At 68.2% G+C, this 22,730-nt stretch carries 19 protein-coding genes; 12 read left to right on the plus strand and 7 right to left on the minus strand.

The features are described from left to right. Window positions 1–123 precede the first annotated feature (123 nt). The 3 genes from HMPREF2886_RS21990 to HMPREF2886_RS22000 all read right to left on the minus strand — a co-directional run bounded on the left by HMPREF2886_RS21990 (window position 124) and on the right by HMPREF2886_RS22000 (window position 6,361). Window positions 124–4,380 (minus strand): PAS domain-containing hybrid sensor histidine kinase/response regulator, encoded by a 4,257-nt coding sequence (locus HMPREF2886_RS21990; protein ID WP_033977761.1) that lies wholly within the window; start codon window positions 4,378–4,380, stop codon window positions 124–126. Window positions 4,381–4,507: 127 nt separating this feature from the next. Then, on the minus strand, window positions 4,508–5,698 hold the full coding sequence (locus HMPREF2886_RS21995; protein ID WP_070748363.1) for a sugar transporter: 1,191 nt from the start codon (window positions 5,696–5,698) through the stop codon (window positions 4,508–4,510). A 153-nt stretch (window positions 5,699–5,851) separates the two neighbouring features. Further along, window positions 5,852–6,361 carry a GNAT family N-acetyltransferase gene (locus tag HMPREF2886_RS22000; protein ID WP_033977764.1) on the minus strand — a complete coding sequence of 170 codons (510 nt, stop codon included), beginning with the start codon at window positions 6,359–6,361 and terminating at the stop codon, window positions 5,852–5,854. A 419-nt stretch (window positions 6,362–6,780) separates the two neighbouring features. On the opposite strand from HMPREF2886_RS22000, the gene ppnN reads away from it, so the two are divergent. From ppnN to HMPREF2886_RS22020, 4 genes are all read left to right on the plus strand, one after another. Beyond that, on the plus strand, window positions 6,781–8,166 hold the full coding sequence (gene ppnN, locus HMPREF2886_RS22005; RefSeq protein WP_003121931.1) for a nucleotide 5'-monophosphate nucleosidase PpnN: 1,386 nt from the start codon (window positions 6,781–6,783) through the stop codon (window positions 8,164–8,166). 117 nt (window positions 8,167–8,283) lie between these two features. Further along, the gene (locus HMPREF2886_RS22010; RefSeq protein WP_058173120.1) at window positions 8,284–8,871 is read left to right on the plus strand and encodes a biliverdin-producing heme oxygenase; all 588 of its coding nucleotides are present in this window, start codon (window positions 8,284–8,286) and stop codon (window positions 8,869–8,871) included. Between the two features lie 27 nt (window positions 8,872–8,898). After that, window positions 8,899–11,085, plus strand: a complete 2,187-nt coding sequence (gene bphP, locus HMPREF2886_RS22015) for a bacteriophytochrome BphP (RefSeq protein WP_070748365.1) — start codon at window positions 8,899–8,901, stop codon at window positions 11,083–11,085. Between the two features lie 77 nt (window positions 11,086–11,162). Continuing rightward, on the plus strand, window positions 11,163–11,732 hold the full coding sequence (locus HMPREF2886_RS22020; protein WP_039026678.1) for a COG3904 family protein: 570 nt from the start codon (window positions 11,163–11,165) through the stop codon (window positions 11,730–11,732). 110 nt (window positions 11,733–11,842) lie between these two features. Here HMPREF2886_RS22020 and HMPREF2886_RS22025 read toward each other — a convergent pair whose 3' ends face one another. Both HMPREF2886_RS22025 and hpaA read right to left on the minus strand, forming a co-directional pair. Further along, a complete protein-coding gene (locus tag HMPREF2886_RS22025; protein WP_070748368.1) occupies window positions 11,843–12,649 on the minus strand; it encodes an APH(3')-II family aminoglycoside O-phosphotransferase in 807 nt (268 codons plus the stop codon). A gap of 51 nt (window positions 12,650–12,700) precedes the next feature. Further along, window positions 12,701–13,612, minus strand: a complete 912-nt coding sequence (gene hpaA / locus HMPREF2886_RS22030) for a 4-hydroxyphenylacetate catabolism regulatory protein HpaA (protein ID WP_033969571.1) — start codon at window positions 13,610–13,612, stop codon at window positions 12,701–12,703. Between the two features lie 219 nt (window positions 13,613–13,831). Between hpaA and HMPREF2886_RS22035 the strand changes: the two genes are divergently transcribed. The 8 genes from HMPREF2886_RS22035 to hpaI all read left to right on the plus strand — a co-directional run bounded on the left by HMPREF2886_RS22035 (window position 13,832) and on the right by hpaI (window position 21,233). Beyond that, window positions 13,832–14,491 (plus strand): fumarylacetoacetate hydrolase family protein, encoded by a 660-nt coding sequence (locus HMPREF2886_RS22035; RefSeq protein WP_039026677.1) that lies wholly within the window; start codon window positions 13,832–13,834, stop codon window positions 14,489–14,491. Window positions 14,492–14,501: 10 nt separating this feature from the next. Next, window positions 14,502–15,281 carry a fumarylacetoacetate hydrolase family protein gene (locus tag HMPREF2886_RS22040; protein WP_003101268.1) on the plus strand — a complete coding sequence of 260 codons (780 nt, stop codon included), beginning with the start codon at window positions 14,502–14,504 and terminating at the stop codon, window positions 15,279–15,281. Further along, the gene (gene hpaE, locus HMPREF2886_RS22045; protein WP_033969568.1) at window positions 15,278–16,738 is read left to right on the plus strand and encodes a 5-carboxymethyl-2-hydroxymuconate semialdehyde dehydrogenase; all 1,461 of its coding nucleotides are present in this window, start codon (window positions 15,278–15,280) and stop codon (window positions 16,736–16,738) included. The genes HMPREF2886_RS22040 and hpaE overlap by 4 nt, the downstream gene beginning before the upstream one ends. 131 nt (window positions 16,739–16,869) lie before the next feature. Beyond that, window positions 16,870–17,793, plus strand: coding sequence for a 3,4-dihydroxyphenylacetate 2,3-dioxygenase (gene hpaD / locus HMPREF2886_RS22050; protein ID WP_003093449.1), 924 nt, complete (start codon window positions 16,870–16,872; stop codon window positions 17,791–17,793). Between the two features lie 10 nt (window positions 17,794–17,803). After that, on the plus strand, window positions 17,804–18,196 hold the full coding sequence (locus tag HMPREF2886_RS22055) for a 5-carboxymethyl-2-hydroxymuconate Delta-isomerase (protein WP_033969567.1): 393 nt from the start codon (window positions 17,804–17,806) through the stop codon (window positions 18,194–18,196). Between the two features lie 92 nt (window positions 18,197–18,288). Continuing rightward, window positions 18,289–19,593: an MFS transporter gene (locus HMPREF2886_RS22060; RefSeq protein ID WP_039026676.1), complete on the plus strand. Its 1,305-nt coding sequence runs from the start codon at window positions 18,289–18,291 to the stop codon at window positions 19,591–19,593. A 17-nt stretch (window positions 19,594–19,610) separates the two neighbouring features. Then, window positions 19,611–20,414, plus strand: a complete 804-nt coding sequence (gene hpaH, locus HMPREF2886_RS22065; RefSeq protein ID WP_070748370.1) for a 2-oxo-hept-4-ene-1,7-dioate hydratase — start codon at window positions 19,611–19,613, stop codon at window positions 20,412–20,414. Window positions 20,415–20,426: 12 nt separating this feature from the next. Continuing rightward, window positions 20,427–21,233, plus strand: a complete 807-nt coding sequence (gene hpaI / locus HMPREF2886_RS22070) for a 4-hydroxy-2-oxoheptanedioate aldolase (protein WP_033969562.1) — start codon at window positions 20,427–20,429, stop codon at window positions 21,231–21,233. An 81-nt stretch (window positions 21,234–21,314) separates the two neighbouring features. On the opposite strand, the gene HMPREF2886_RS22075 is transcribed toward hpaI, so the two are convergent. Both HMPREF2886_RS22075 and HMPREF2886_RS22080 read right to left on the minus strand, forming a co-directional pair. Next, on the minus strand, window positions 21,315–21,803 hold the full coding sequence (locus tag HMPREF2886_RS22075) for a DUF934 domain-containing protein (RefSeq protein WP_003093457.1): 489 nt from the start codon (window positions 21,801–21,803) through the stop codon (window positions 21,315–21,317). Beyond that, window positions 21,800–22,730 (minus strand): nitrite/sulfite reductase (locus HMPREF2886_RS22080; protein WP_139148418.1); only part of this gene is annotated, 931 nt, incomplete at its 5' end. The genes HMPREF2886_RS22080 and HMPREF2886_RS22075, both read right to left, overlap by 4 nt.

Genomic DNA, 22,730 nt, shown 5'->3' on the forward strand with positions numbered 1-22,730 from the left:
TGCGGGCTTCAGGAGTATCGGCGGATAACGCCCATGGCGTTATTCGCCCTACAGGCCGCAGCGGATGCAGGCGAGCCCCGGGTCAGCCTGAAGCCTTGGCGGGACTGGCCACCGCGCCGGGGTTCAGCTCGCCGACTCCGCCCGCACGTCGCCGAACATCGCCTGCAGGCGCAGCAGGCAGGCATCGCACAGGGTGCGCAGTTCGTCGAGGCGGATGCCGGCGAGGATTTCCATGCCGCGCAGCGGATCGGCGCGGCGCAGGGCCTGCTCCAGCTCGCTGGCACGGCCGGCCAGGGCGCTGGCGCCAACGGTGGAAGCGCTGCCCTTGATGGTATGCAGGGTCGCGACGCTGCCCTGGACATCGCCCTCGCCGAGCTGGCGTTCGAGCTGGGCGAAGAGGTCCTGCATATCCGGAACGAAGCGCCGCAATACCTGGACGATCAGCTCCAGGCTGCCGCCGAAACGCCCGACGATATCGCCCCGCGCCTCGACCAGTTCGCCCGCGTCCGCTGTCGTTGCCGGCGCCCCCCTGTCGCCGCCGCTCCTGCCGAGATGACCGAGCAGGCAAAGCACCAGGCGCTCCTTGTCGATCGGCTTCGCCACATGGTCGTTCATGCCCGCCGCCAGGCAGGCTTCGCGGTCGGCCAGCGCGGCGTTGGCGGTCATGGCCAGGATCGGCAGCCCGGCGAAGCGCCCGTCGGCGCGGATTCTCCGGGTCGCCTCGAGACCATCGATATCCGGCATCTGCATATCCATCAGCACCGCGTCGAATGGCACGCTCGCCTCCAGCACCTGCTGAACGCCCGCCAGCCCGCCGTCGGCGAGGGCCACCCGGGCGCCCTCGCTGCTCAACAGCTCGGCGGCGACCTGGCGGTTCAGCGCGTTGTCCTCCACCACCAGCAGACGCACGCCCCGCAACCGCTGGGCGCGCTCCGCCGGGCGCGGCGGCGGGTTGGCCGGGGCGCCCTGTTCGCCGTGCAACGCATGCAGCACCGAGTCGGCCAGTTGCTTGGGCGTGACCGGCTTGGTGAGAAAATCGACGAAGGGCGGCGCGCTGTGGTCGCGCGCATCGGCCAGCACCTCGCGGCCGTAGGCGGTGATCATGATCACCATGGGCGGCGGCAGGTCGCCCTGCAACTGGCGGATCAGTTGCGCCGCGCTGAGGCCGTCGAGATCGGGCATGCGCCAATCCATCAGCACCACGTCATAGCGACGGCCCTCGGCCATCGCCGCCTGGACCCGCGCCACCGCCTCGCTGCCGCTGCCGACGCAGTCGGCGCGCCAGCCGAGGGCGCCGACCGTGCGTTCGAGCAGCTCGCCGGCCACCAGGTTGTCGTCCGCCACCAGCAGCCGCAGCGGTTCGCCGGCCCCGGGGCAGGCCGCGCGCAGCGGTTGGTCGTGGGCGACGTCGAGGTCCAGGTCGAACCAGAACCGGCTACCGCTGCCGGGCGTGCTCTCGACTCGCAATTCGCCGCCCATCAGGTCGACCAGGCGCTTGCATATGAACAGGCCAAGGCCGGTGCCGCCGAAGCGTCGCGAGGTGGACGCCTCGGCCTGGGTGAAACCTTCGAAGATGCGCTGCTGCTGTTCCGCGCTGATGCCGATGCCGGTGTCCGCCACCAGCACCCGCAGGCGCACCAGGTGGGCGTCGTGCGCCAGACGCCGCAAGCTCACCAGGACGTGCCCGCGGGCGGTGAACTTCAGGGCGTTGCCGGCCAGGTTGATGAGGATCTGCTGCAGGCGCAGGCGGTCGCCGACCACCGCGCTGGGCAGCTCGGGATCGATGTCGAAGATCACCTCGACGTCCTTGTCGCCCTGGTTGCCGGAGAGCACCACGGCCAGGTCCTGCATCAGCGGCTCCAGCTCGAAGGGGAGCATTTCCAGGACCAGCTTGCCGGCCTCGATCTTCGAGTAGTCGAGGATGTCGTTGAGCAGGCCGAGCAACGAGGTTGCCGCCGAGCTGGCCTTGTCCAGGTAGTCGCGCTGGCGTTCGTTGAGATCGGTCTGCCGGGCCAGTTGCAGCATGCCCAGCACGGCATTCATCGGCGTGCGGATCTCGTGGCTCATGTTCGCCAGGAACGACGACTTCGCCGCGCTGGCGGCGTCCGCCTGCTCCTTGGCCTCGCGCAGGCGCGCCTGTAGTTGCTGGTCGCTGGTGATATCGATATTGATCCCGGTGACCTGCAGCGGGTTGCCGTCGGCGTCGCGCTCGACCTGCGCGCCGGCCTGGATGAAGCGGATGCCGCCGTCGGGCAGCACCACGCGGAAGATCACATCGTAGTTGCCGCGCCCGTCCACCGCCGCGCGCAGGCTGGCCTCGGTGCGCTCGAGGTCTTCCGGATGCAGGCGGCTGCGCCAATGCTCGTAGACCAGGCCGCCGTCGCGCAACGCCAGCGGCTGGCCATACAGCTCGCACATGCGCTCGTTCCACTGCAGGCTGTCGTCGGCCAGGTTCCAGCGCCAGATGCCCAGGCGCGCCACGTCGGCGGCCATTTGCAACTGGTCGCGCGCCGCGGCCATCTCGCGCTCGGCGTTACGCCACTCGGTGACATCGACGGCGATGCCCAGGTAGCCGTTGATCGCCCCGGCCTCGTCGCGCAGGACGGTGACCGAAAGCGTCACGCTGAGCGGCGAGCCGTCCTTGCGCAGATAGGTCCATTCGCGGGTCTCGGCGCCCTCCTGTTCGGCCCGCGCCACCAGCACGCGGAAACCCTCTTCGCCCAGTTCCTGGCCGCGGGCGAGCAACTCCCGCTCGCTGTGCAGCAGGGTCGGCGAGGCCTTGCCGACCACCTCGTCGGCGCGGTAGCCGAGCATCCGCTCGGCGCCGAGATTGAAGCCGCTGATGATGCCGTCGCGATCGAGGGTGATGATCGACACCTCGGACGCCGCCTGCAGCACGCTGCCGAGCAGTACGTTCAACCGACGCAGTTCGGCGGTACGCTCGGCGATCTGGTGCTCCAGGCCGGTATTGAGTTCGCGGATGCGGGCCTCGGCGGCCTTCTTCGCGGAGATGTCGCGCACGGTCTTCGAGGCGCCGACCACGCCGCCGTCCGGGCCGAGGATCGGCGAGACGGTCACCGCCACGTCGAGCAGGTGGCCGTCCTGGTGCCGGCGCACGGTATCGAAGCTGACCACCTGTTCTTTACGGGCGATGCGAGCGAGGATGTCGAGTTCCTCGTTCTCCTTGGATGGCGGCACCAACAGGTCCACCACCCTCCGCCCGACGGCCTGCTCCTCGCGGTAGCCGAACAACGCCTCGGCCCCGCGATTCCAGTCGCTGATGACGCCGTCGAGGCCGACGCCGATGATGCCGTCCGCCGAATTGCCGACGATCGCCGCCAGCCGCGCCTGGGTCGCCGCCTCCCGACGCCGGCGCAGGCGGCCGAGGGCGCTGGCGTTGACCAGCGCCGCCAGCAACAGGCTGACCAGGCCGCCGGCCAGGAACAGGATGCGCGGCGAAGGCTGGTGCAGGCGCTGGACGAACAGCGGCAGTGCGCTGAACGCCATCTGCCAGTGCCGACCGTAGACCTCCCGCCGCAGCATGTGGCCGAACAGGCGTTGCGCCGGCGCTACGGCGCCGTTGACGAAGAAGGGCACGGCAGCGCCGTCGCCGGTGACGTCGCTGAGTTCGAGGTGGATCGCCGCGTTGTCGATGGGCAACCCGGCCAGCACCTCGCCGGTCAGCAGCGGCGCATAGCTCCAGCCGAAGCCTTCGAGTTCGCGCTGGGGCCCCGGCGGTGGAGTGATGCCGCTGCGGTAGATCGGCATCAGGATGAGGAACGATTGCTGGCGCAAGCCGCTGGCCTGGACCAGGGTGATCGGCCCCGTCAGGCGCACCTGGCCGGTCTCCAGGGCGGCGCGGGCGGCCTCCCGGCGATTGGCTTCCGAGGCGATGTCCAGGCCCAGCGCCTGGCCGTTGCGCGCCACCGGCTCGATGTACTGGATGACGTAGCGCTCGCCATCGTGCGGAGTCAGTTGCTGGATGCGGAACTCCGGCTGGCCGTCGGCCCGCGCCTGGCGCAGGAACCCGGCCTCGTCGGCGGCCGCCACCCGGCGGATGAAGCCGAAGCCGCGGGCGCCGGGAAACTCGCGGTCGATGTCGCGGGTCAGGCTGTAGCGGCGGAACAGTTCGCGGTCGATGTGCGCCTCGCCCGCCGTCAGCAAGGCACCGCGCACCCCGCGCAAGCCGTACTGGTAGAGTTCCACGCGGCGGGTCACCGCCTCGGCCAGCAGTTCCGCCTCGCGTTCCAGCGCCATCCGCGCCTGTTGCTCGTTGACCAGCGCCAACCCCCAGGCGCCCAGCCCGGACAGCAGCAGTCCGAGCGCCAGCGTCGCGCCCGCCCAGCGGCTCAGCCTGAACTTGCTCTGTTGTACGTTCACCCGATATTCCGTCCCTGCGCCAGCCCGACGCTGGGCGATACCGCACTCCCTGCGCCTTTTCGTCCCAGAAGACTAGATCAAGCAGGCGGATTCCTCCGCCGAATCATCTGGGCCAGTGAATGAGCACTCACAACGACGTGCTTTTCAGCGCCTCCGCGTAGCGCAGTGCGGCGAACAGGGCGAGCAGCAGGCCGGCCAGCGCCAGCACGGCGCCGACATTGCCGATCGAGGCCAGGCCCATGCGTTCGCTGACCATGCTGCCGAGCAGCGCGCCGGCGCCGATGCCGACGTTGTACAGGCCGGAGAACAGCGCCATGGCCACGTCGGTGGCGTCCGAGGCGAGGCGAAGGACGCGGGACTGCTGGGCCAGGCCGAAGCACATGATCGACATGCCCCAGAGCAGGCTGAGCGCCATCAGCCAGGTCGGCTGCGCGGACAGCGGCAACAGCAGCGCCAGGCTGCTGCCCAAGGCGAGGATCGCGGCCAGCAGGAAGCCTCGCGGGAAAGCCTCGCTGTAGCGGCTGAAGAGGATCGAACCGAAGATCCCGGCGCCGCCGAACAACAGCAGCAGCAGGGTGGTCGCCTCGCCACTCATCTGCGCCACCTGCTTGGCGAAGGGCTCGATGTAGCTGTAGGCGGTGAACTGGGCGCTGATCACCACCACGGTCAGCACGTACAGGCTGACCAGCGCCGGGCGTCGGAACAGCATCGGCAGGCTGCGCAGGGAACCGGAGTTCTGGCTTGGCAGCAGCGGCAGGGAGCGCGCCAGGTAGAGCAGGGTCAGCACCGAGAGTCCGGCGATGGCCATGAAGGTGGTACGCCAGCCCAGGGCCTCGCCGACCACCCGCCCCAGCGGGATGCCCAGGACCATCGCCAGGGTGGTGCCGGTGGCCAGCAGCCCTAGCGCCTTGGCCTGCTGTCCCGGCGGCGCCACGCGCACCGCCAGCGAAGCGGTGATGGCCCAGAACACCGCGTGGGCGAAGGCAATGCCGATCCGGCTGAGCATCAGCACCTGGAAGCTCCAGGCCAGCCCGGACAGCACGTGGCTGGCGATGAACAGCAGGAATACCCCGACCAGCAGCTTGCGCCGCTCGATATTGCGGGTCAGCAGCATCATCGGCAACGAGGCCAGCGACACCACCCAGGCATAGATGGTCAGCATCAGGCCGACCTGCGAGGTAGGCATCTCGAAGCTGTGGCCGATGTCGCTGAGCAGGCCGACCGGGACGAACTCCGTGGTGTTGAAGATGAAGGCGGCCAGGGCCAGGGCGATCACGCTCAGCCAGCTGCCGCTGCGGGTTTCGGAGGTGCTGTCCATGGGGCGTTCGGTTCCGGAGCAGGGGGCGGACGGGCAGGTCCCGCGACCCTCGCCACGCACGACGGAAAACGCCCCGGACGCAAGGGTCCGGGGCGGCGATGTGCGTTGGATGGTCGTTATAGGTATTGGAGGGAACTGCCGAATCCCGCGATTCTACGCCGGGACGCCGTGCGCTGCACGCCCGCCCGGCGCTCCGGCGACCTTCCCGGAGCGATGCGACGGCTCCGGCAACATCAGGCAGGCCATCGTCTCGCCCCAGGGCGCGAGGCCCTGTTCGACGAAGCCGGCGTCCCGATAAAGCTGGCGGGCCACTTCGTTGTCGACGGCGTAGGCGACCATCAGGCGATCGCTGCGCCGCCTCGTCCGGCGCACATTGGCGATGATCCGTTGCAGGGCGGCGCGGCCGTGCCCCTTGCCCTGGTAGCGGCGGTCGATCATCAGGCGGTAGAGCCAGTAGTGGCCGTCGTCGGCGTCGGGGCCGTAGAGGGCGAAGCCGACCATGCGCCCGCCGTGGTGGATGCCGACCGCGCGGAACCCCGGCAGGAAGCGGCTCTGGGCCAGCGAATAGAGGTTGGAAGCGACGAAGTGCGCCTGGTGGCGGGCGACCTTCAGGTCAATGCAGGTTTCCCAGTCGTCGCGGGTGATGGTTCTGAGTTCGATCATGGATGACAGGCTCTTGGAAAAAGGAGGAAAGAAAGTCGCTAGGTACGCTGCTGGACTGTTCATACGACATGGTTCGTTCCTCCCTTCGACTGGCCGAGCATCCGGCGGAAACGCAACGATAGCAGGAGAAGAGTCGATTATCCCGGCCGATGCCGGATCTTTTCGCCCACGGCCAGTGGCAGGATTTCCCCGGTGCCAGGCCGGCGACAGATAAATTCGAGATTTTCCTTGTCAGATCAGTCAGGTTCTCGCTATTACATTTAACCAAGACCCTGGAGCCAAGCCCCAGCGCACGGTTGCCTCGTCGCCCCACTCCGACGGCTGATCGCCCTCTCCCCCGGCACGCAACCTGCCCGGCGCTCCCTTATCCGGATGCCGCTGCTCTTCTACGCCGCCGCGTCCCCTGCATGGAATCGCACATGTCTCATCGCCCTGTGATCAACGCCTCGGTCAGTCCGAAAGGCACGCTGGAAACCCTCTCCCAACGCGAAGTGCAACAACTGAGCGAAACCGCCAACGGCAAGACCTACCAACTGTTCCGCCAGTGCGCCCTGGCGATCCTCAATACCGGCGCCCACAGCGACAACGCCAAGACCATCCTCGACGCCTACAAGGACTTCGAGGTGCGTATCCACCAGCAGGACCGCGGCGTGCGCCTTGAGCTGATCAACGCGCCGGCCGACGCCTTCGTCGATGGCGAGATGATCGCCAGCACGCGCGAGATGCTGTTCAGCGCCCTGCGCGACATCGTCTATACCCAGAGCGGGCTGGACAGCCAGCACGTCGACCTGGACAGCTCCCAGGGCCTCACCGACTACGTCTTCCAGCTGCTGCGCAACGCCCGTACGCTGCGCCCCGGCGTCGAGCCGAAGATCGTCGTCTGCTGGGGCGGTCACTCGATCAGCAGCGAGGAATACAAGTACACCAAGAAGGTCGGCCACGAGCTCGGCCTGCGCAGCCTGGACGTCTGCACCGGCTGCGGACCGGGGGTGATGAAGGGACCGATGAAGGGCGCCACCATCAGCCACGCCAAGCAGCGCATCGTCGGCGGTCGCTACCTGGGCCTGACCGAACCGGGAATCATCGCCGCCGAGGCGCCGAACCCGATCGTCAACGAACTGGTGATCCTCCCGGACATCGAGAAGCGCCTGGAAGCCTTCGTCCGCGTCGGCCACGGGGTCATCATCTTCCCCGGCGGCGCCGGGACCGCGGAAGAGTTCCTCTACCTGCTGGGCATCCTCATGCACCCGGACAACCAGGACCTGCCCTTCCCGGTCATCCTCACCGGTCCCCGCAGCGCCGAAGCCTACCTGCAGCAGCTCCATGAATTCGTCGGGGCGACCCTCGGCCATGCGGCGCAGCGCCACTACCGGATCGTCATCGACGACCCGGCCGAGGTGGCCAAGCAGATGGCCCAGGGCCTGAAGGAAGTGAAGCAGTTCCGCCGCGAGCGCAACGACGCCTTCCACTTCAACTGGATGCTGAAGATCGATGAAAGCTTCCAGCGCCCGTTCGAGCCGACCCACGAGAACATGGCCAGCCTCCAGCTCAGCCGCAGCCTGCCGCCCCACGAGTTGGCGGCCAACCTGCGCCGCGCGTTTTCCGGGATCGTCGCCGGCAACGTCAAGGACAACGGCATCCGCATGATCGAGCAGTACGGGCCCTACGAGATCCACGGCGACCCGGCGGTGATGCTGCCGCTGGACCGCCTGCTGCAGGCCTTCGTCAAGCAGCACCGGATGAAGCTGCCCGGCGGCGCGGCCTACGTCCCCTGCTACCGGGTGGTGCAGACCGAGGCGGCCTGAGCGCGCCCGCTCCGGCATCCCTGCGCCGCGCGCGGGGATGCCCATTTATTCCGAGCCGGGCGTACGGCTTCCTGCTACTCTTTTCCGTTCATGCCTCGAATCGCTGGCCCTGACCTCATGTCCTCATCTACATCGCCAGCCCTCGCCGCACTCCGCGACGCCACCCGTGACCTGCACGCAGAACTGGACCGCCGTTCGCCGTTGGGCGACGACTATCTCGACGACCGCGCCTACCTCGACCATGCCGGACGCATCCTTGGCTGGCTCGACCCCCTGGAGCGCGCGCTGCGCGACAACCGCAGCGGCTGGCCGGCGGCGCTGCGGGCCGAAGCGCGGCTGGTCAAGAGCGCCTGGCTGGAAAGCGACCTGCAGGCCGGCGGCATGAGCCGCGCGCAGGTGGAGGCGCTACCGCGCTGCGCCGACCTGCCGAATGCGACACGGGCCGCGGAGGTCTTCGGGGTGGCCTACGTGATGGAAGGCGCGACGCTGGGCGGCGCGTATCTCTACAAACGACTAGCTCCACGCCTGCCCGGTCTGCCGCTACAGTGGTTGCGGGGCTACGGCCAGGCGACCGGGGTGCACTGGCAGGAGTTTCTCGAACAACTCGACCGGCAGATCGACAGCCCCGAAGCCATCGGCCTTGCGCAGGATGCGGCACAGGCTACATTCCTTTCGTTTCGTCGATGGGTTCTCGACGAAGCCTGACTGCCTGGAGACCAGGCTGGACGATAGATGACGAGCATCACCCCGGTTACCCTGGCGAACTGCGAGGACGAACCCATCCACGTGCCTGGCGCGATCCAGCCGCATGGGGCGCTGGTCGCCCTGCGCGCGGACGGCATGGTCCTCGCGGCGAGCGAGAACATCCAGGCGCTACTGGGTTTCGTCGCCTCGCCGGGTTCCTACCTGACGCCGGAGCAGGTGGGGCCGGAGGTCCTGCGCATGCTCGAAGAGGGACTGACCGGCAACGGCCCATGGTCGAACAGCGTCGAGACGCGGATCGGCGAACACCTGTTCGACGTGATCGGCCACAGCTACAAGGAAGTGTTCTACCTGGAGTTCGAGGTCCGCACCGCGGACACGCTGTCGATCACCTCCTTCATCCTCAATGCCCAGCGCATCATCGCCCAGGTCCAGTTGCACAACGACACCGCCAGCCTGCTCAGCAACGTCACCGACGAACTGCGCCGGATGACCGGCTACGACCGGGTGATGGCCTACCGTTTCCGTCATGACGACTCCGGCGAGGTGGTCGCCGAGAGCCGTCGCGAAGACCTCGAAAGCTACCTGGGGCAACGCTACCCGGCCTCGGATATCCCGGCCCAGGCGCGGCGCCTGTACATCCAGAACCCGATCAGGCTGATCGCCGACGTGGCCTATACGCCGATGCGCGTGTTTCCCGCGCTGAACCCGGAGACCAACGAATCGTTCGATCTCAGCTACAGCGTGCTGCGCAGCGTTTCGCCGATCCACTGCGAATACCTGACCAACATGGGCGTGCGCGCCTCGATGAGCATCTCCATCGTGGTCGGCGGCAAGCTCTGGGGACTGTTCTCCTGCCATCACATGTCGCCCAAGCTGATTCCCTACCCGGTGCGCATGTCGTTCCAGATTTTCTCCCAGGTCTGCAGCGCCATCGTCGAGCGCCTGGAGCAGGGGCGTATCGCCGAACTGCTACGCGTGTCCACCGAGCGCAGGCTGGCCCTGGCTCGCCGCGCGCGGGACGCCGACGACCTGTTCGGCGCACTGGCCCGCCCGGACGATGGCATCGCCACACTGATTCCCTGCGACGGCGCCCTGGTCATGCTCGGCGGCCGCACCCTGAGCATCCGCGGCGACTTCGAGCGCCAGGCCGGGAATGTCCTGCAACGCCTGCAGCGCGACCCGGAACGGGACATCTACCACACCGACAACTGGCCGCAGCCCAGCGAGGACTCTCCGGACGGCGGCGACTGCTGCGGTGTGCTGGCGATCCGTTTCCACCGCCAGGAATCGGGCTGGATCTTCTGGTTCCGCCACGAGGAAGTGCACCGCATCCGCTGGGGCGGCAAGCCGGAAAAGCTGTTGACCATCGGCCCCTCCGGCCCGCGGCTGACCCCACGCGGCTCGTTCGAGGCCTGGGAGGAAGTGGTCCGCGGCCACTCCACGCCCTGGAGCGAAACCGACCTGGCGATCGCCGAAAAGCTGCGCCTGGACCTGATGGAACTGTGCCTCAACCATGCGGCCGAAGTCGACCGCATGCGCCAGCGCCTGATCGCGGTGCTCGGCCACGACCTGCGCAACCCGTTGCAGTCGATCTCCATGGCGGCGGCCCTGCTGTCCTCCAGCGACACCCGCACCACCGAACTGCGCCAACACATTTCCGCGTCCAGCAGCCGCATGGAACGGCTGGTCAGCCAGATCCTCGACATGAGCCGCCTGCAGTCGGGCATCGGCCTCACCGTGAACCCGGTCGACACCGACGTCTCGCAACTGGTGCGGCAGATCGTCTGCGAAACCGACGTCGCCTATCCCGGCCTGGTGATCGAGATCGCCATCGACCCGCAGGTTCGTGCCGTGGTCGACCCGGACCGCTACGCCCAGGTCGCCGCCAACCTGCTGAGCAACGCCCGTCATCACGGCCTGCCCGGCCGGCCGGTGCTGGTCACCCTGACCCGCCAGGGCGACGAGGTGTGCCTGAGCGTGCTCAACGAAACCAGCGGCCTCTCCGAAGCGCAGCTGGCCAACCTGTTCGAACCGTTCAAGCGCGAGTCGGCGGACAACCAGCGCAACCGCAACGGCCTCGGTATCGGCCTGTACATCTCCCAGGCCATCGCCCAGGCCCACCAGGGGCGTATCGACGTGGACTGCCGCGACGACGTCATCACCTTCTGCCTGCGCCTGCCGGTGCGCCAGGCGGAGACCGGCTCCTCGTCCTGACGACGAGGACCGTGCACAATGCAACGCTTGCAGGTATCTTCGGCAACCATCGCCGTCTGACAGGATCGCCCCGTTCCATGCCCCGCCTCCGCCTCCGGACCGTCCTCGCCTGCCTCGCCGTGTTCTGCGCGGCTCCCGCACTGGCCAGGGTCGAAGTGCATTCGCTGCAACACAAGAGCATGGGGCGGGTGCTGACGGTCCGCGTCTCGGAGGAGATCGCGCCGGGCGACTACGAGACGCTGCTCAAGGGTTTGCGCAACAATCCGGGAACCTATTCGCGCAAGCTGCTCCTGCTGAACAGCATCGGCGGCAGCGTGCCGGAGGCGATTCGCATGGGCCGCCTGCTGCGCGAATCCGGCTTCGACGCGCTGGTGCCGTCGAGCAGCGTCTGCCAGGGCACCTGCGTCTACCTGCTGGCGGCCGGCAAGCGCAAGACCGTACGCGGCTACGTCGGCCTGCACCGTCCCTACTACGCCCACGGCGACTCGCTGCACTCGCGCTCGGCCAACGGCATGCGCTACGACTCCGCCGCCTACTTCCGCGAAATGGATGTCCCCAGCACCTTGGTACAGGCCATGCAAAGCACCGATCCCAAACGGATGCGCGTGCTTTCGGCGAAGGAACTGGCGCAGTACCGGCTGAACTGAGCCGGCGACTCTACGGAGCAGGCAAGAAGAGACGCGATGGCGGGTGCCGTCGTACCCCGTTTCCGTGCAAAGACAGGCCGAATCCGCACCGGATCCGAACCGCCCCTACTCTAGAAGAACTCGTCCAATAGCCTGAAGTACGCCAGCCGTTCGCCGTCGATATCGCCGCCGTATTCGACGAGGAAGGCCTCGGCCCAGGCCGCGCCGAGTTCGGCCTCGATGTCCCGCGCGGCCAGGGCCAGGTCCTGGTGGCGGTCGGCGACGCCAAGCCGGCCGCAATCGATGAAGCCGCTGAAGCGCCGCCCCTCCGCCAGCAGATTTGGCAGGCAGGCGTCGCCATGGGCGACCACCAGGTCTTCGACCGCCGGACGCCGGTCGAGCAGCAGGCGGTACAGCTCCGAGGCGCTGCGACCACGATGGTCGTCGTCGAAGTCCGCCTCGTCCACCAGCCCGGCCTCGACCCGCTGGCGCACGGTGTCCAGACGCCGTCCCAGGCGATGGTCGAAGGGACAGGCAGCCGGATCGAGATCGTGCAGCCGGCGCAGGGCGGCGGCCACCAGGCGCACCAGGCGCCCGGGCTCCAGCTCGCCGCGCTGCGCCAGCGCGGACAGCGTGTCCCCCGGCACTGCGCTCATCAGCAGCCATTGCCGGCCGTCGCTCTGGGTTTCGTTCAGCACCTGCGGGCAGTCGATGCCGGCACCGTGCAGCCAGCGCAGGCGGGCGATTTCGGCGGGCAGCTCGGCATGTGCGGACAGCACTTCCTGCTTGACGAACAGGGTCGGCCGCCGCGCAGCCTCCAGGCGGTGGACAGTGGCCGCGGAACATCCTTCGCCCTGCCCTCGCCAGCGGTAGCCGGCAAGGTAGTCGGCCCAGGTAGCGGGAGCCTGCGGCGGCATGGAGGTGGCTGCATCATGCATGGAGAAACGCTTCCTGTTCGAGTGGGAGCGCGAGTATACCCGCCCACCCGCTCAGCGACGGGACTCCCCGTCGGCCTGTCGCTGGCGGTAAGCGCTGGGGGTGAGCCCCGCGTAACGCACGAAGAAGCGACTGAAGTAGGCCGGGTCCTTGAAGCCGAGCTGGTAGCAGATCTCGTTCACCGAGCCGCCGGTGAACAGCAGCAGGCGCTTGGACTCCTGCATCAGCCGGTCATATACCAGGCGTTTCGACGGCAGGTCGGCGATACGCCGGCAGACGTCGTTGAGACGCGCCTCGGTGACGCCGATCCGGCTGGCGTAGCGCGACAGCGGCCAATGCTCGGCGTAGCGCTCCTCGATCAGGGCGTTGAAACGCTGGAAGATTTGCAGGTCTTCGTGACGCATCGGCCGCGCAGCCACCGAATTGGCCGATAGGCGCAGCAGGCTGATCATGACCAGCCGGGTCAACGCCAGCAGCGCCTGCTGGCGGCCGGAGCGGCTGGCCATCGACTCGCTGCGCAACTGCTCGAAGAGCAGCGCCAGGCGCGCCGCCTCCTCGGCCGCCGCCCCCTCCAGGTTGCCCAGCGCCACGCAGGCCGGCGCCACCAGCGGCCCGGACGCCAGGCCCGGCTCGGCTTCGGTGAGGCTCCACACCAGTTGCTGGCGCACGGTCAGCACATGGCCATCGGCCTCCGCCTCGGTGACGAAGGCGTGCGGCACGGTCGGCGGGGTGAGGAAGAACATCGGCCCCGACTCCAGGTATTGCCGCTCGTCGAGATAGACCCGAACGGCGCCATGCTTCACGTAGTGGACCTGGAAGAAGCGGTCGTGCCGGTGCGCCGGCATGTTGCGGCCGAAGAAACCGGCCAGGTTGCCGAGCGCGTCGTAGTGCACCTCGGCATCGGCATAGCGCTGGTCGTAGACCTGCCCGATGTTGATGTTGGGGATCGGCTGGCGCTCTGGCATGGCGATCTTCTCTTTGTTGTTCTTCCCGGCTGCGCACGCAAGCCGTCGCGGGCATCCGTATACCGCAGACGGCGCCTCTTGCCACCTCCCCGGGACGAATGGCGCAGCAGCCGGGGTTGACGATCATTAACATGTTAAATATAACGTTAACACATTAACGAGTTTTCGCCAGGACGGCCCCCTCGCCGTTCGCTTATCGCGCCAGGAGACACCACCACAATGAGCCGCGCACTGAATGACGTCGCCGCCGGCACCCTGTTCGGCGTCGCGCTGAACTACAAGGGCCTGCTCGACAGCCGCCTGCCGGAATTCCGGCAGCCGCCCTACCAGAAGCCGCCGGTGAAGCCGGTGCTGTTCATCAAGACACCGAATACCCGCAACGAGCACGACGCCCCGGTGCTCTTCCCGCGCGGCGTCGAACGCCTGCAACCGGGCCCGGCGCTGGGCGTGGTGATCGCTCGCGACGCCAGCCGGGTGAAGGAGGAAGAGGCCATGGCGCATGTCGCCGGCTACGTGATCGTCAACGAGTTCAGCCTGCCGGAAGACAGCTACTACCGTCCGGCGGTGAAAGCCAAGTGCCGCGACGGCTTCTGCCCGCTCGGTCCGCACCTGGTGCCGGCGCAAGAGATCGTCGATCCCCATGCGCTGGAGCTGAAGCTGTACGTCAACGGCGAACTGCGCCAGCGCAACAACACCGCCAACCTGGTGCGCGACATCCCGCGACTGATCGCCGAGATCAGCGAGTTCATGACCCTGCACGCCGGCGACGTGCTGATCACCGGCACCCCCGAAGGGCGCGTCGACGTGCATCCCGGCGACCGCGTCGAGGTCGAGATCGACGGCCTCGGCCGCCTCGCCAACAGCATCGTCGCGGAATGAGGAACCGACCATGAAACACGCACGCATCCGCTACCAGGGCCGGGTTCACCAGGTCACCGTGGAAGACGCCAACGCCGTCCGCCTGGCCGACGGCACCCTGCTCGCCGAGGACCGGGTGGAGTGGCTGCCGCCGGCCACCGGGAGCATGTTCGCCCTCGGCCTGAACTACGCCGACCATGCCGCCGAACTGTCGTTCAAGGCGCCCAGCGAACCGCTGGCGTTCATCAAGTCGCCGGGCACCTACACCGGCCACCGCCAGGTCAGCTGGCGTCCGGACAACGTCGACTACATGCACTACGAGTGCGAACTGGTGGCGGTGATCGGCAAGCCGGCGCGCAACGTCCGCCGCGAGGACGCCCTCGGCTACCTGGCCGGCTACACGGTGTGCAACGACTACGCGATCCGCGACTACTTGGAGAACTACTACCGGCCCAACCTGCGGGTTAAGAACCGCGACGCCACCACCCCGGTGGGGCCGTGGATCGTCGACGCGGCCGAGGTTCCCGAGCCGAACCGGCTGGTCCTGCGCACCTGGGTCAACGGCGAGCTGCGCCAGGAAGGCAGCACCGCGGACATGATCTTCGACATTCCCTACCTGATCGAATACTTCTCCAGCTTCATGACCCTGCAGCCGGGCGACATGATCGCCACCGGCACCCCGGAAGGCCTGTCCGACGTGGTCCCCGGCGACGAAGTGGTGGTGGAGGTGGAAGGCGTCGGTCGCCTGGTCAACCGAATCGTCAGCGAGGCCGAATTCTTCCGCGCCCGCGCACAGGAGCACGCAGAATGATCAAACACTGGATCAATGGCCGCGAGGTCGAAAGCAAGGACGTCTTCGAGAACTACAACCCGGCCACCGGCGAGCTGATCGGCGAGGTTGCCAGCGGCGGCGCGGCGGAAATCGACGCGGCGGTGGCGGCGGCCCGGGAAGCCTTCCCGAAATGGGCCAATACCCCGGCCAAGGAGCGCGCGCGCCTGATGCGCCGGCTCGGCGAGCTGATCGACCGGAACGTGCCGCACCTGGCGGAACTCGAGACCCTCGACACCGGCCTGCCGATCCACCAGACGAAGAACGTGCTGATCCCGCGCGCCTCGCACAACTTCGAGTTCTTCGCCGAAGTCTGCACGCGGATGAACGGGCACAGCTATCCGGTCGACGACCAGATGCTCAACTACACCCTGTACCAGCCGGTCGGCGTCTGCGGCCTGGTCTCGCCGTGGAACGTACCGTTCATGACCGCCACCTGGAAGACCGCGCCGTGCCTGGCCCTGGGCAACACGGCGGTGCTGAAGATGTCCGAGCTGTCGCCGCTGACCGCCAACGAGCTGGGCCGCCTGGTGCACGAGGCGGGCATTCCGCCGGGGGTGTTCAACGTGGTCCAGGGCTACGGCGCCAGCGCCGGCGACGCGCTGGTCCGCCACCGCGACGTGCGCGCGGTGTCCTTCACCGGCGGCACCGCCACGGGGCGACGAATCATGGAGGCGGCCGGGATCAAGAAGTACTCGATGGAGCTGGGCGGCAAGTCGCCGGTGCTGGTCTTCGAGGACGCCGACCTCGAGCGGGCGCTGGACGCCGCGCTGTTCACCATCTTCTCGCTGAACGGCGAACGCTGCACCGCCGGCAGTCGCATCTTCGTCCAGGAAAGCGTCTACCCGCAGTTCGTCGCCGAGTTCGCCGCGCGCGCCAGGCGCCTGATCGTCGGCGATCCGCAGGACCCGAAGACCCAGGTCGGCTCGATGATCACCCAGGCCCACTACGACAAGGTCACCGGCTACATCCGCATCGGCCTCGAGGAAGGCGCCAACCTGGTGGCCGGCGGCCTGGAGCGTCCGTCCGGCCTGCCGGCGCACCTGAGCAAGGGGCAGTTCATCCAGCCCACGGTGTTCGCCGACGTGGACAACCGCATGCGCATCGCCCAGGAGGAGATCTTCGGCCCGGTGGTCTGCCTGATCCCGTTCAAGGACGAAGCCGAGGCGCTGCGCCTGGCCAACGACGTGGAATACGGCCTGGCCTCCTACATCTGGACCCAGGACATCGGCAAGGCCCATCGCCTGGCACGCGGCATCGAGGCCGGGATGGTCTTCATCAACAGCCAGAACGTGCGCGACCTGCGCCAGCCGTTCGGCGGGGTGAAGGCCTCGGGCACCGGACGCGAAGGCGGGGAATACAGCTTCGAGGTATTCGCCGAGATCAAGAACGTGTGTATATCCATGGGCAGCCATCACATCCCCCGCTGGGGCGTGTAGGGCGCGCTCGTGCAGAGCGGCCGCCCGAGGCCGCCAGCAGCGCCGGCGTGCAGACACAATCAGAAGAATCCGGGCCAGCCGCCAACGGCCGCGCCCGCTGCCAGGCCCAACGGGCCACCAGGAGAATCGTCATGGGCAAAGTCGCTCTGGCTGCCAAGATCACCCACGTACCCTCGCTGTACCTGTCCGAGCTGCCCGGCCCGCGCCACGGCTGCCGCCAGCCGGCGATCGACGGGCACCGCGAGATCGGCCGGCGCTGCCGCGAACTGGGGGTCGACACCATCGTGGTGTTCGACACCCACTGGCTGGTCAACGCCGGCTACCACATCAACTGCGCGCCGCACTTCGAGGGGCTCTACACCAGCAACGAGTTGCCGCACTTCATCGCCAACATGGAGTACGGTTTCCCCGGTAACCCGGAGCTGGGCCGCATCCTCGCCGAGGGCTGCAACGCGCTCGGCGTGGAGACCCTGGCCCACGACGCCACTACCCTCGGCCCGGAGTACGGCACCCTGGTGCCGATGCGCTACATGAACCAGGACCGCCACTTCAAGGTGGTCTCGGTCTCCGCCCTGTGTACCGTGCATTACCTGAACGACAGCGCGCGCCTGGGCTGGGCCATGCGCAAGGCGGTGGAAGAGCACTACGACGGCACGGTGGCGTTCCTCGCCAGCGGTTCGCTGTCCCACCGCTTCGCCCAGAACGGCCAGGCGCCGGACTTCTCCGACCGCATCTGGAGCCCGTTCCTCGAGGTTCTCGACCATGAAGTCGTGCAGATGTGGCAGGAGGGCCGCTGGGCCGAGTTCTGCGGGATGCTCCCCGAGTACGCCTCCAAGGGCCATGGCGAAGGCTTCATGCACGACACCGCGATGCTCCTCGGCGCCCTCGGCTGGTCGGCCTACGACGGCAAGGCGGAGGTCGTGACGCCCTACTTCGGCTCCTCCGGCACCGGGCAGATCAACGCGGTATTCCCGGTCACCGCCCAGGACGGCTCGGCGATCCCCGCCGCCCAGGCCGGCAACCCAGCCGGCGCCAGTTGCGCCAGCCGCCTCTGAGGACGCCACCATGCCGCACTTCATCGCCGAATACACCGACAACATCGAAGCCGAAGCCGACCTGCCCGGGCTGTTCGAGAAGGTCCACGCCTGCCTCGGCGCCAGCGGCGTTTTCCCGCTCGGCGGCATCCGCAGCCGCGGCGTGCGCCTGGACACCTGGCGCATGGCCGACGGCAAGCACGACTATGCCTTCGTCCACATGACCCTGAAAGTCGGCGCCGGTCGCGACCTGGAGACTCGCCGGCAAGTCGCCGAGGCACTTTTCGAGGTGATCACCGCGCACTTCGCCGAGCTCCAGGCGCGACGCCTGCTGGCGCTGTCCTTCGAACTCACCGAACTGGACGCGGAGCTGAACTACAAGCGCAACAACGTGCATGAATTCCTGAACCACCCGGCGGGCTGACCGGCCCGCCGCAACGCTGCACTCACCCAGCTCGCCTCCCGGCCACCGACAGGTCGCCGGGACGTCCGGGCGCTCACAAAAAGTACAAGATCATGAGCACAGCCAGCACCCTGAACAGCACCACCCTGCCTCTCAGCGACAGCACCCACGACCGCGTCACCTGGCGGCTGATGCCGCTGCTGCTGGTGTGCTACGTCTTCGCCCACCTGGACCGCATCAACATCGGTTTCGCCAAGTTGCAGATGAGCGCCGACCTGCACTTCAGCGACACCGTCTACGGTCTCGGCGCCGGGCTGTTCTTCATCGCCTATGCGCTGTTCGGCCTGCCCAGCAACCTGATGCTGGAACGGATCGGCCCGCGCCGCTGGATCGCCTGCCTGATGCTGGTCTGGGGCTGTCTCTCCACCGCCATGCTGCTGGTGGAGACCGCGCGCGGCTTCTACCTGCTGCGCTTTCTCCTGGGGGTCGCCGAGGCCGGCTTCTTCCCCGGTATCCTGGTCTACCTGAACCGTTGGTTCCCGGCGCGCCGACGCGGGCAGATCACCGCTCTGTTCGCCATCGCCGTGCCCATGGCCGGGGTGATCGGCGGACCGCTTTCGGGCTGGATCCTAGAAGGCTTCCATGACGCCCTCGGACTGCGCGGCTGGCAGTGGATGTTCCTGATCGAAGGCCTGCCGGTTGTGTTCCTCGGCGTGGTGGTCTGGTGCTCGCTGCCGGAAAGCTTCGAACGGGTGGCGTGGCTCAGCGACGAGCAGAAGCACCTGCTGCGCGAAGAACTGGCCGGCGAGGAACAGCGCAAGACCATCACGTCCTTTTCCGGCATCTTCAGCAATCCGCAGGTGTGGCTGCTGGTGGCGATCTATTTCGCGGTGATGCTGGCGGTGAACACCATCGCGTTCTGGATGCCGAGCCTGATCCATGGCGCCGGCATCGCCCAGGACAGCCGCATCGGCATGCTCAGCGCGGTGCCCTATCTCGCCGGCTGCGCCTTCATGATCTTCATCGGCCGTTCCTCCGACCGCCTGCGCGAGCGCCGCTGGCACCTGGGCATTCCGTTGCTGATGGCCGCCGCCGGTTTCAGCCTGGCGGCCCTGGCGCCGACCAGCGCCTGGTTGGTGATGACCGGCCTGGTGATCGCCGGGATGGGCGCCAGCGCGGCCCTGCCGATGTTCTGGCAATTGCCGCCGGCCTTCCTTTCCAGCGCCACCCTGGCCGCCGGAATCGCCCTGGTCAGTTCCTTCGGCAGCATCGCCGCCTTCCTCGCGCCCTACCTGATCGGCTGGATGCGCGACACCACCCAGAGCGCCAGCCTGGCCCTGTACCTGCTGGCCATCCTCATCGCCCTCGGCGCCGGCCTGGTCCTGCGGACCCCCGCCGCCGTGGTCAACCCACGCTGAACCGAGAGACCCCGACCATGCTCGATCCCCGTCTGATCCAGGAAGCCGCCAACCGCCTCGACGCCGCCGAACGCTCGCGCCAGCAGGTAAGGCAGTTCTCCCTCGACTACCCGGACATCGCCATCGAGGACGCCTACGCCATCCAGCGCGCCTGGGTCGAGCGCAAGATCGCCGACGGGCGCGTGCTCAAGGGCCACAAGATCGGTCTGACCTCGCGCGCCATGCAGGTCTCGTCGAACATCAGCGAACCGGACTACGGCGCCCTGCTCGACGACATGTTCTTCGAGGAGGGCAGCAACATCCCCTTCCAGCGCTTCATCGTGCCGCGGGTCGAGGTGGAGCTGGCGTTCATCCTCGGCAAGCCGCTGAAGGGACCGGACTGCACCCTGTTCGACGTGCTCGAGGCCACCGAGTGGGTGATCCCGGCGCTGGAGATCATCGATGCGCGCATACAGCAGGTCGACCCGCAAACGAAAGTCACGCGCAAGGTCTTCGACACCATCTCCGACAACGCCGCCAACGCCGGCGTGGTGATGGGCGGCCGGGCCGTGCGGCCAGGCGATATCGACCTGCGGCGGGTACCGGCGATCCTCTACCGCAATGGCGTGATCGAGGAGTCCGGCGTCTCCGCCGCGGTGCTCAACCACCCGGCCAAGGGCGTCGCCTGGCTGGCCAACAAGCTGGCGCCCTACGGCGTCTGCCTGGAGGCCGGCCAGGTGATCCTCGGCGGCTCCTTCACCCGCCCGGTGGCGGCCGCGCCGGGGGACACCTTCCACGTCGACTACGACCTGCTCGGCAGCATCTCCTGCCGTTTCGTCTGAGGAGGCATTTCCATGGACCTGCCCGTCAATCGCTTCAAGCAACGCCTGCGCAGCGGCGAGGCGCAGATCGGCCTGTGGCTCGGCCTGGCCGATCCCTACTGCGCGGAGCTGGCCGCCAACGCCGGCTTCGACTGGCTGCTGCTGGACGGCGAGCACGCGCCCAACGACCTGCGCAGCCTGCTCGGCCAGTTGCAGGCGCTGGCGCCCTACCCCGGCCAGCCGGTGATTCGCCCGGTGCAGGGCGACACCGCGCTGATCAAGCAACTGCTCGACATCGGCGCGCAGACCCTGCTGGTACCGATGGTCGACAGCGCCGCCCAGGCCGAAGGGCTGGTGCGTGCCGTGCGCTATCCGCCGGCGGGCGTACGCGGGGTCGGCAGTGCGCTGGCCCGGGCCTCGCGCTGGAACAGCGTGGCGGAGTACCTGGACCACGCCGACGAGCAGATGTGCCTGCTGGTCCAGGTGGAAAACCTGGAGGGCCTGGCCAACCTCGACGCGATCGCCGCCGTCGAGGGCGTCGACGGCGTGTTCATCGGTCCGGCCGACCTCAGCGCAGCCATGGGCCATCGCGGCAATCCCGGCCATCCCGAGGTGCAGACAGCCATCGAGGACGCCATCCGCCGCATCCGCGCGGCCGGCAAGGCCGCCGGCATCCTCTCCGCCGACGAGGCACTGGCGCGGCGCTACCTGGAGCTGGGCTGCGCGTTCGTCGCGGTGGGCGTGGACACCAGCCTGCTGATGCGTTCGCTGCGCGAACTGGCGGGGCGCTTCAAGGGCGGCGCGCCGGCGCCGTCCGCCAGCTCCTCGATCTACGGCTGAGGGGCGCGCCCCGCGCCCGCAGCGGGAGAGGGGCCAGGTCGGCGTTGCGGCAGGTATCGGCGTCGGTCCGGGGGCATATGCCTAGCGACGGCGGAACAACGGTCGCGGCTCGATCGCCGAACGGCCGTAGAGCACGCTCAAGCCCGCGAGCCCCTTGAGCGCGTCCTCGACGTTCTTGTCCTCGCGCACCGCGAAGGCATCGAAGCCGCACTGGCGCATATGACTGAGCTGGTCGCGCAACACGTCGCCCACTGCGCGCAACTCGCCGCTCCAGCCCAGGCGCACGCGCAGCAGGTAGGCCAGGCTGTAGCCACGGCCGTCGCGGAAGCTGGGAAAGTCGACGGCGATCAGCGGCAGCTCGGCGAAGTGCGGCAGCAAGGCCTCCACCTCATCGTCCGGCGCCAGCCAGGGCGCGGCGGCTCCGGCCTCGCCGCGGCGCTCCAGCCAGGCCGCCAGAGGCAGCAGCAACGGCCCCGGCGGCAGCGCGTCGGGCAACTCGCGCAGGAGTTGCCAGGGATCGTCGCGGCAGACCTCGGCGACGCCATCGCGCAAACGGATCAGGTTGTTCATGCCGGTTCCTCCATCCTGGCGTAGACCCGGGCCTTGAACGGCTCCAGGCCGACCCGGTTGAAAGTGTCGATGAAACGTTCCGGGCCGACCCGCAGGTCGGTGAAGGTTTCGACGATCTGTTCGATCACCGCCGGCACCTCGGCAGCGCTGAACGATGACCCGATCACCTTGCCCAGCGCGCTGTCCTTGCCCTGGGCGCCGCCGAGGGTGACCTGGTACCACTCGCTGCCGTTCTTGTCGACGCCGAGGATGCCGATGTTGCCGATGTGGTGATGGCCGCAGGCGTTCATGCAGCCGGAGATGTTCAGGCTCAGCTCGCCGATGTCGTGCAGGTGGTCGAGGTCCTCGAAGCGCTGCTGGATACCCTGGGCGATGGGGATCGACTTGGCGTTGGCCAGCGCGCAGTAGTCGCCACCGGGACAGGCGATGATGTCGCTGAGCAGGCCCTGGTTAGGCGTGCCGAGGCCGGCTGCGCAGGCCTCGCGCCACAGCGCGTGGAGGTTCTCCAGGCGCACGTCGGGGAGCACCAGGTTCTGTTCGTGGGCCACGCGGATCTCGCCGAAGCCGTAGCGCTCGGCCCAGTCGGCGACGCGCTCCATCTGCTCCGCGGTGACGTCGCCCGGCGGCGCGCTGGCGCCGGGCTTGGTCGACAGCACCACCGAGGCGTAGCCCGGCACCTTGTGCGCCTGGACGTTGCGCGAGGCCCAGCGGGCGAAGGCCGGATCGGCCGCACGGGCGCTGCCGTAGGCCAGCTCGCCGCCGGCCGGCGGCAGGTAGCGCGGCAATACGAAGCGCTCGGCGACCCGCTGGCACTCCTCGGCAGTCAGTTGCGCCGGGCCGTCGCGCAGGTGCTGCCACTCGTCCTCCACCTCGCGGGCGAAAGCCTCGATGCCCAGCGCCTTGACCAGGATCTTGATCCGCGCCTTG

Source organism: Pseudomonas sp. HMSC066A08 (assembly GCF_001813025.1).
Lineage (GTDB): Bacteria > Pseudomonadota > Gammaproteobacteria > Pseudomonadales > Pseudomonadaceae > Pseudomonas > Pseudomonas aeruginosa.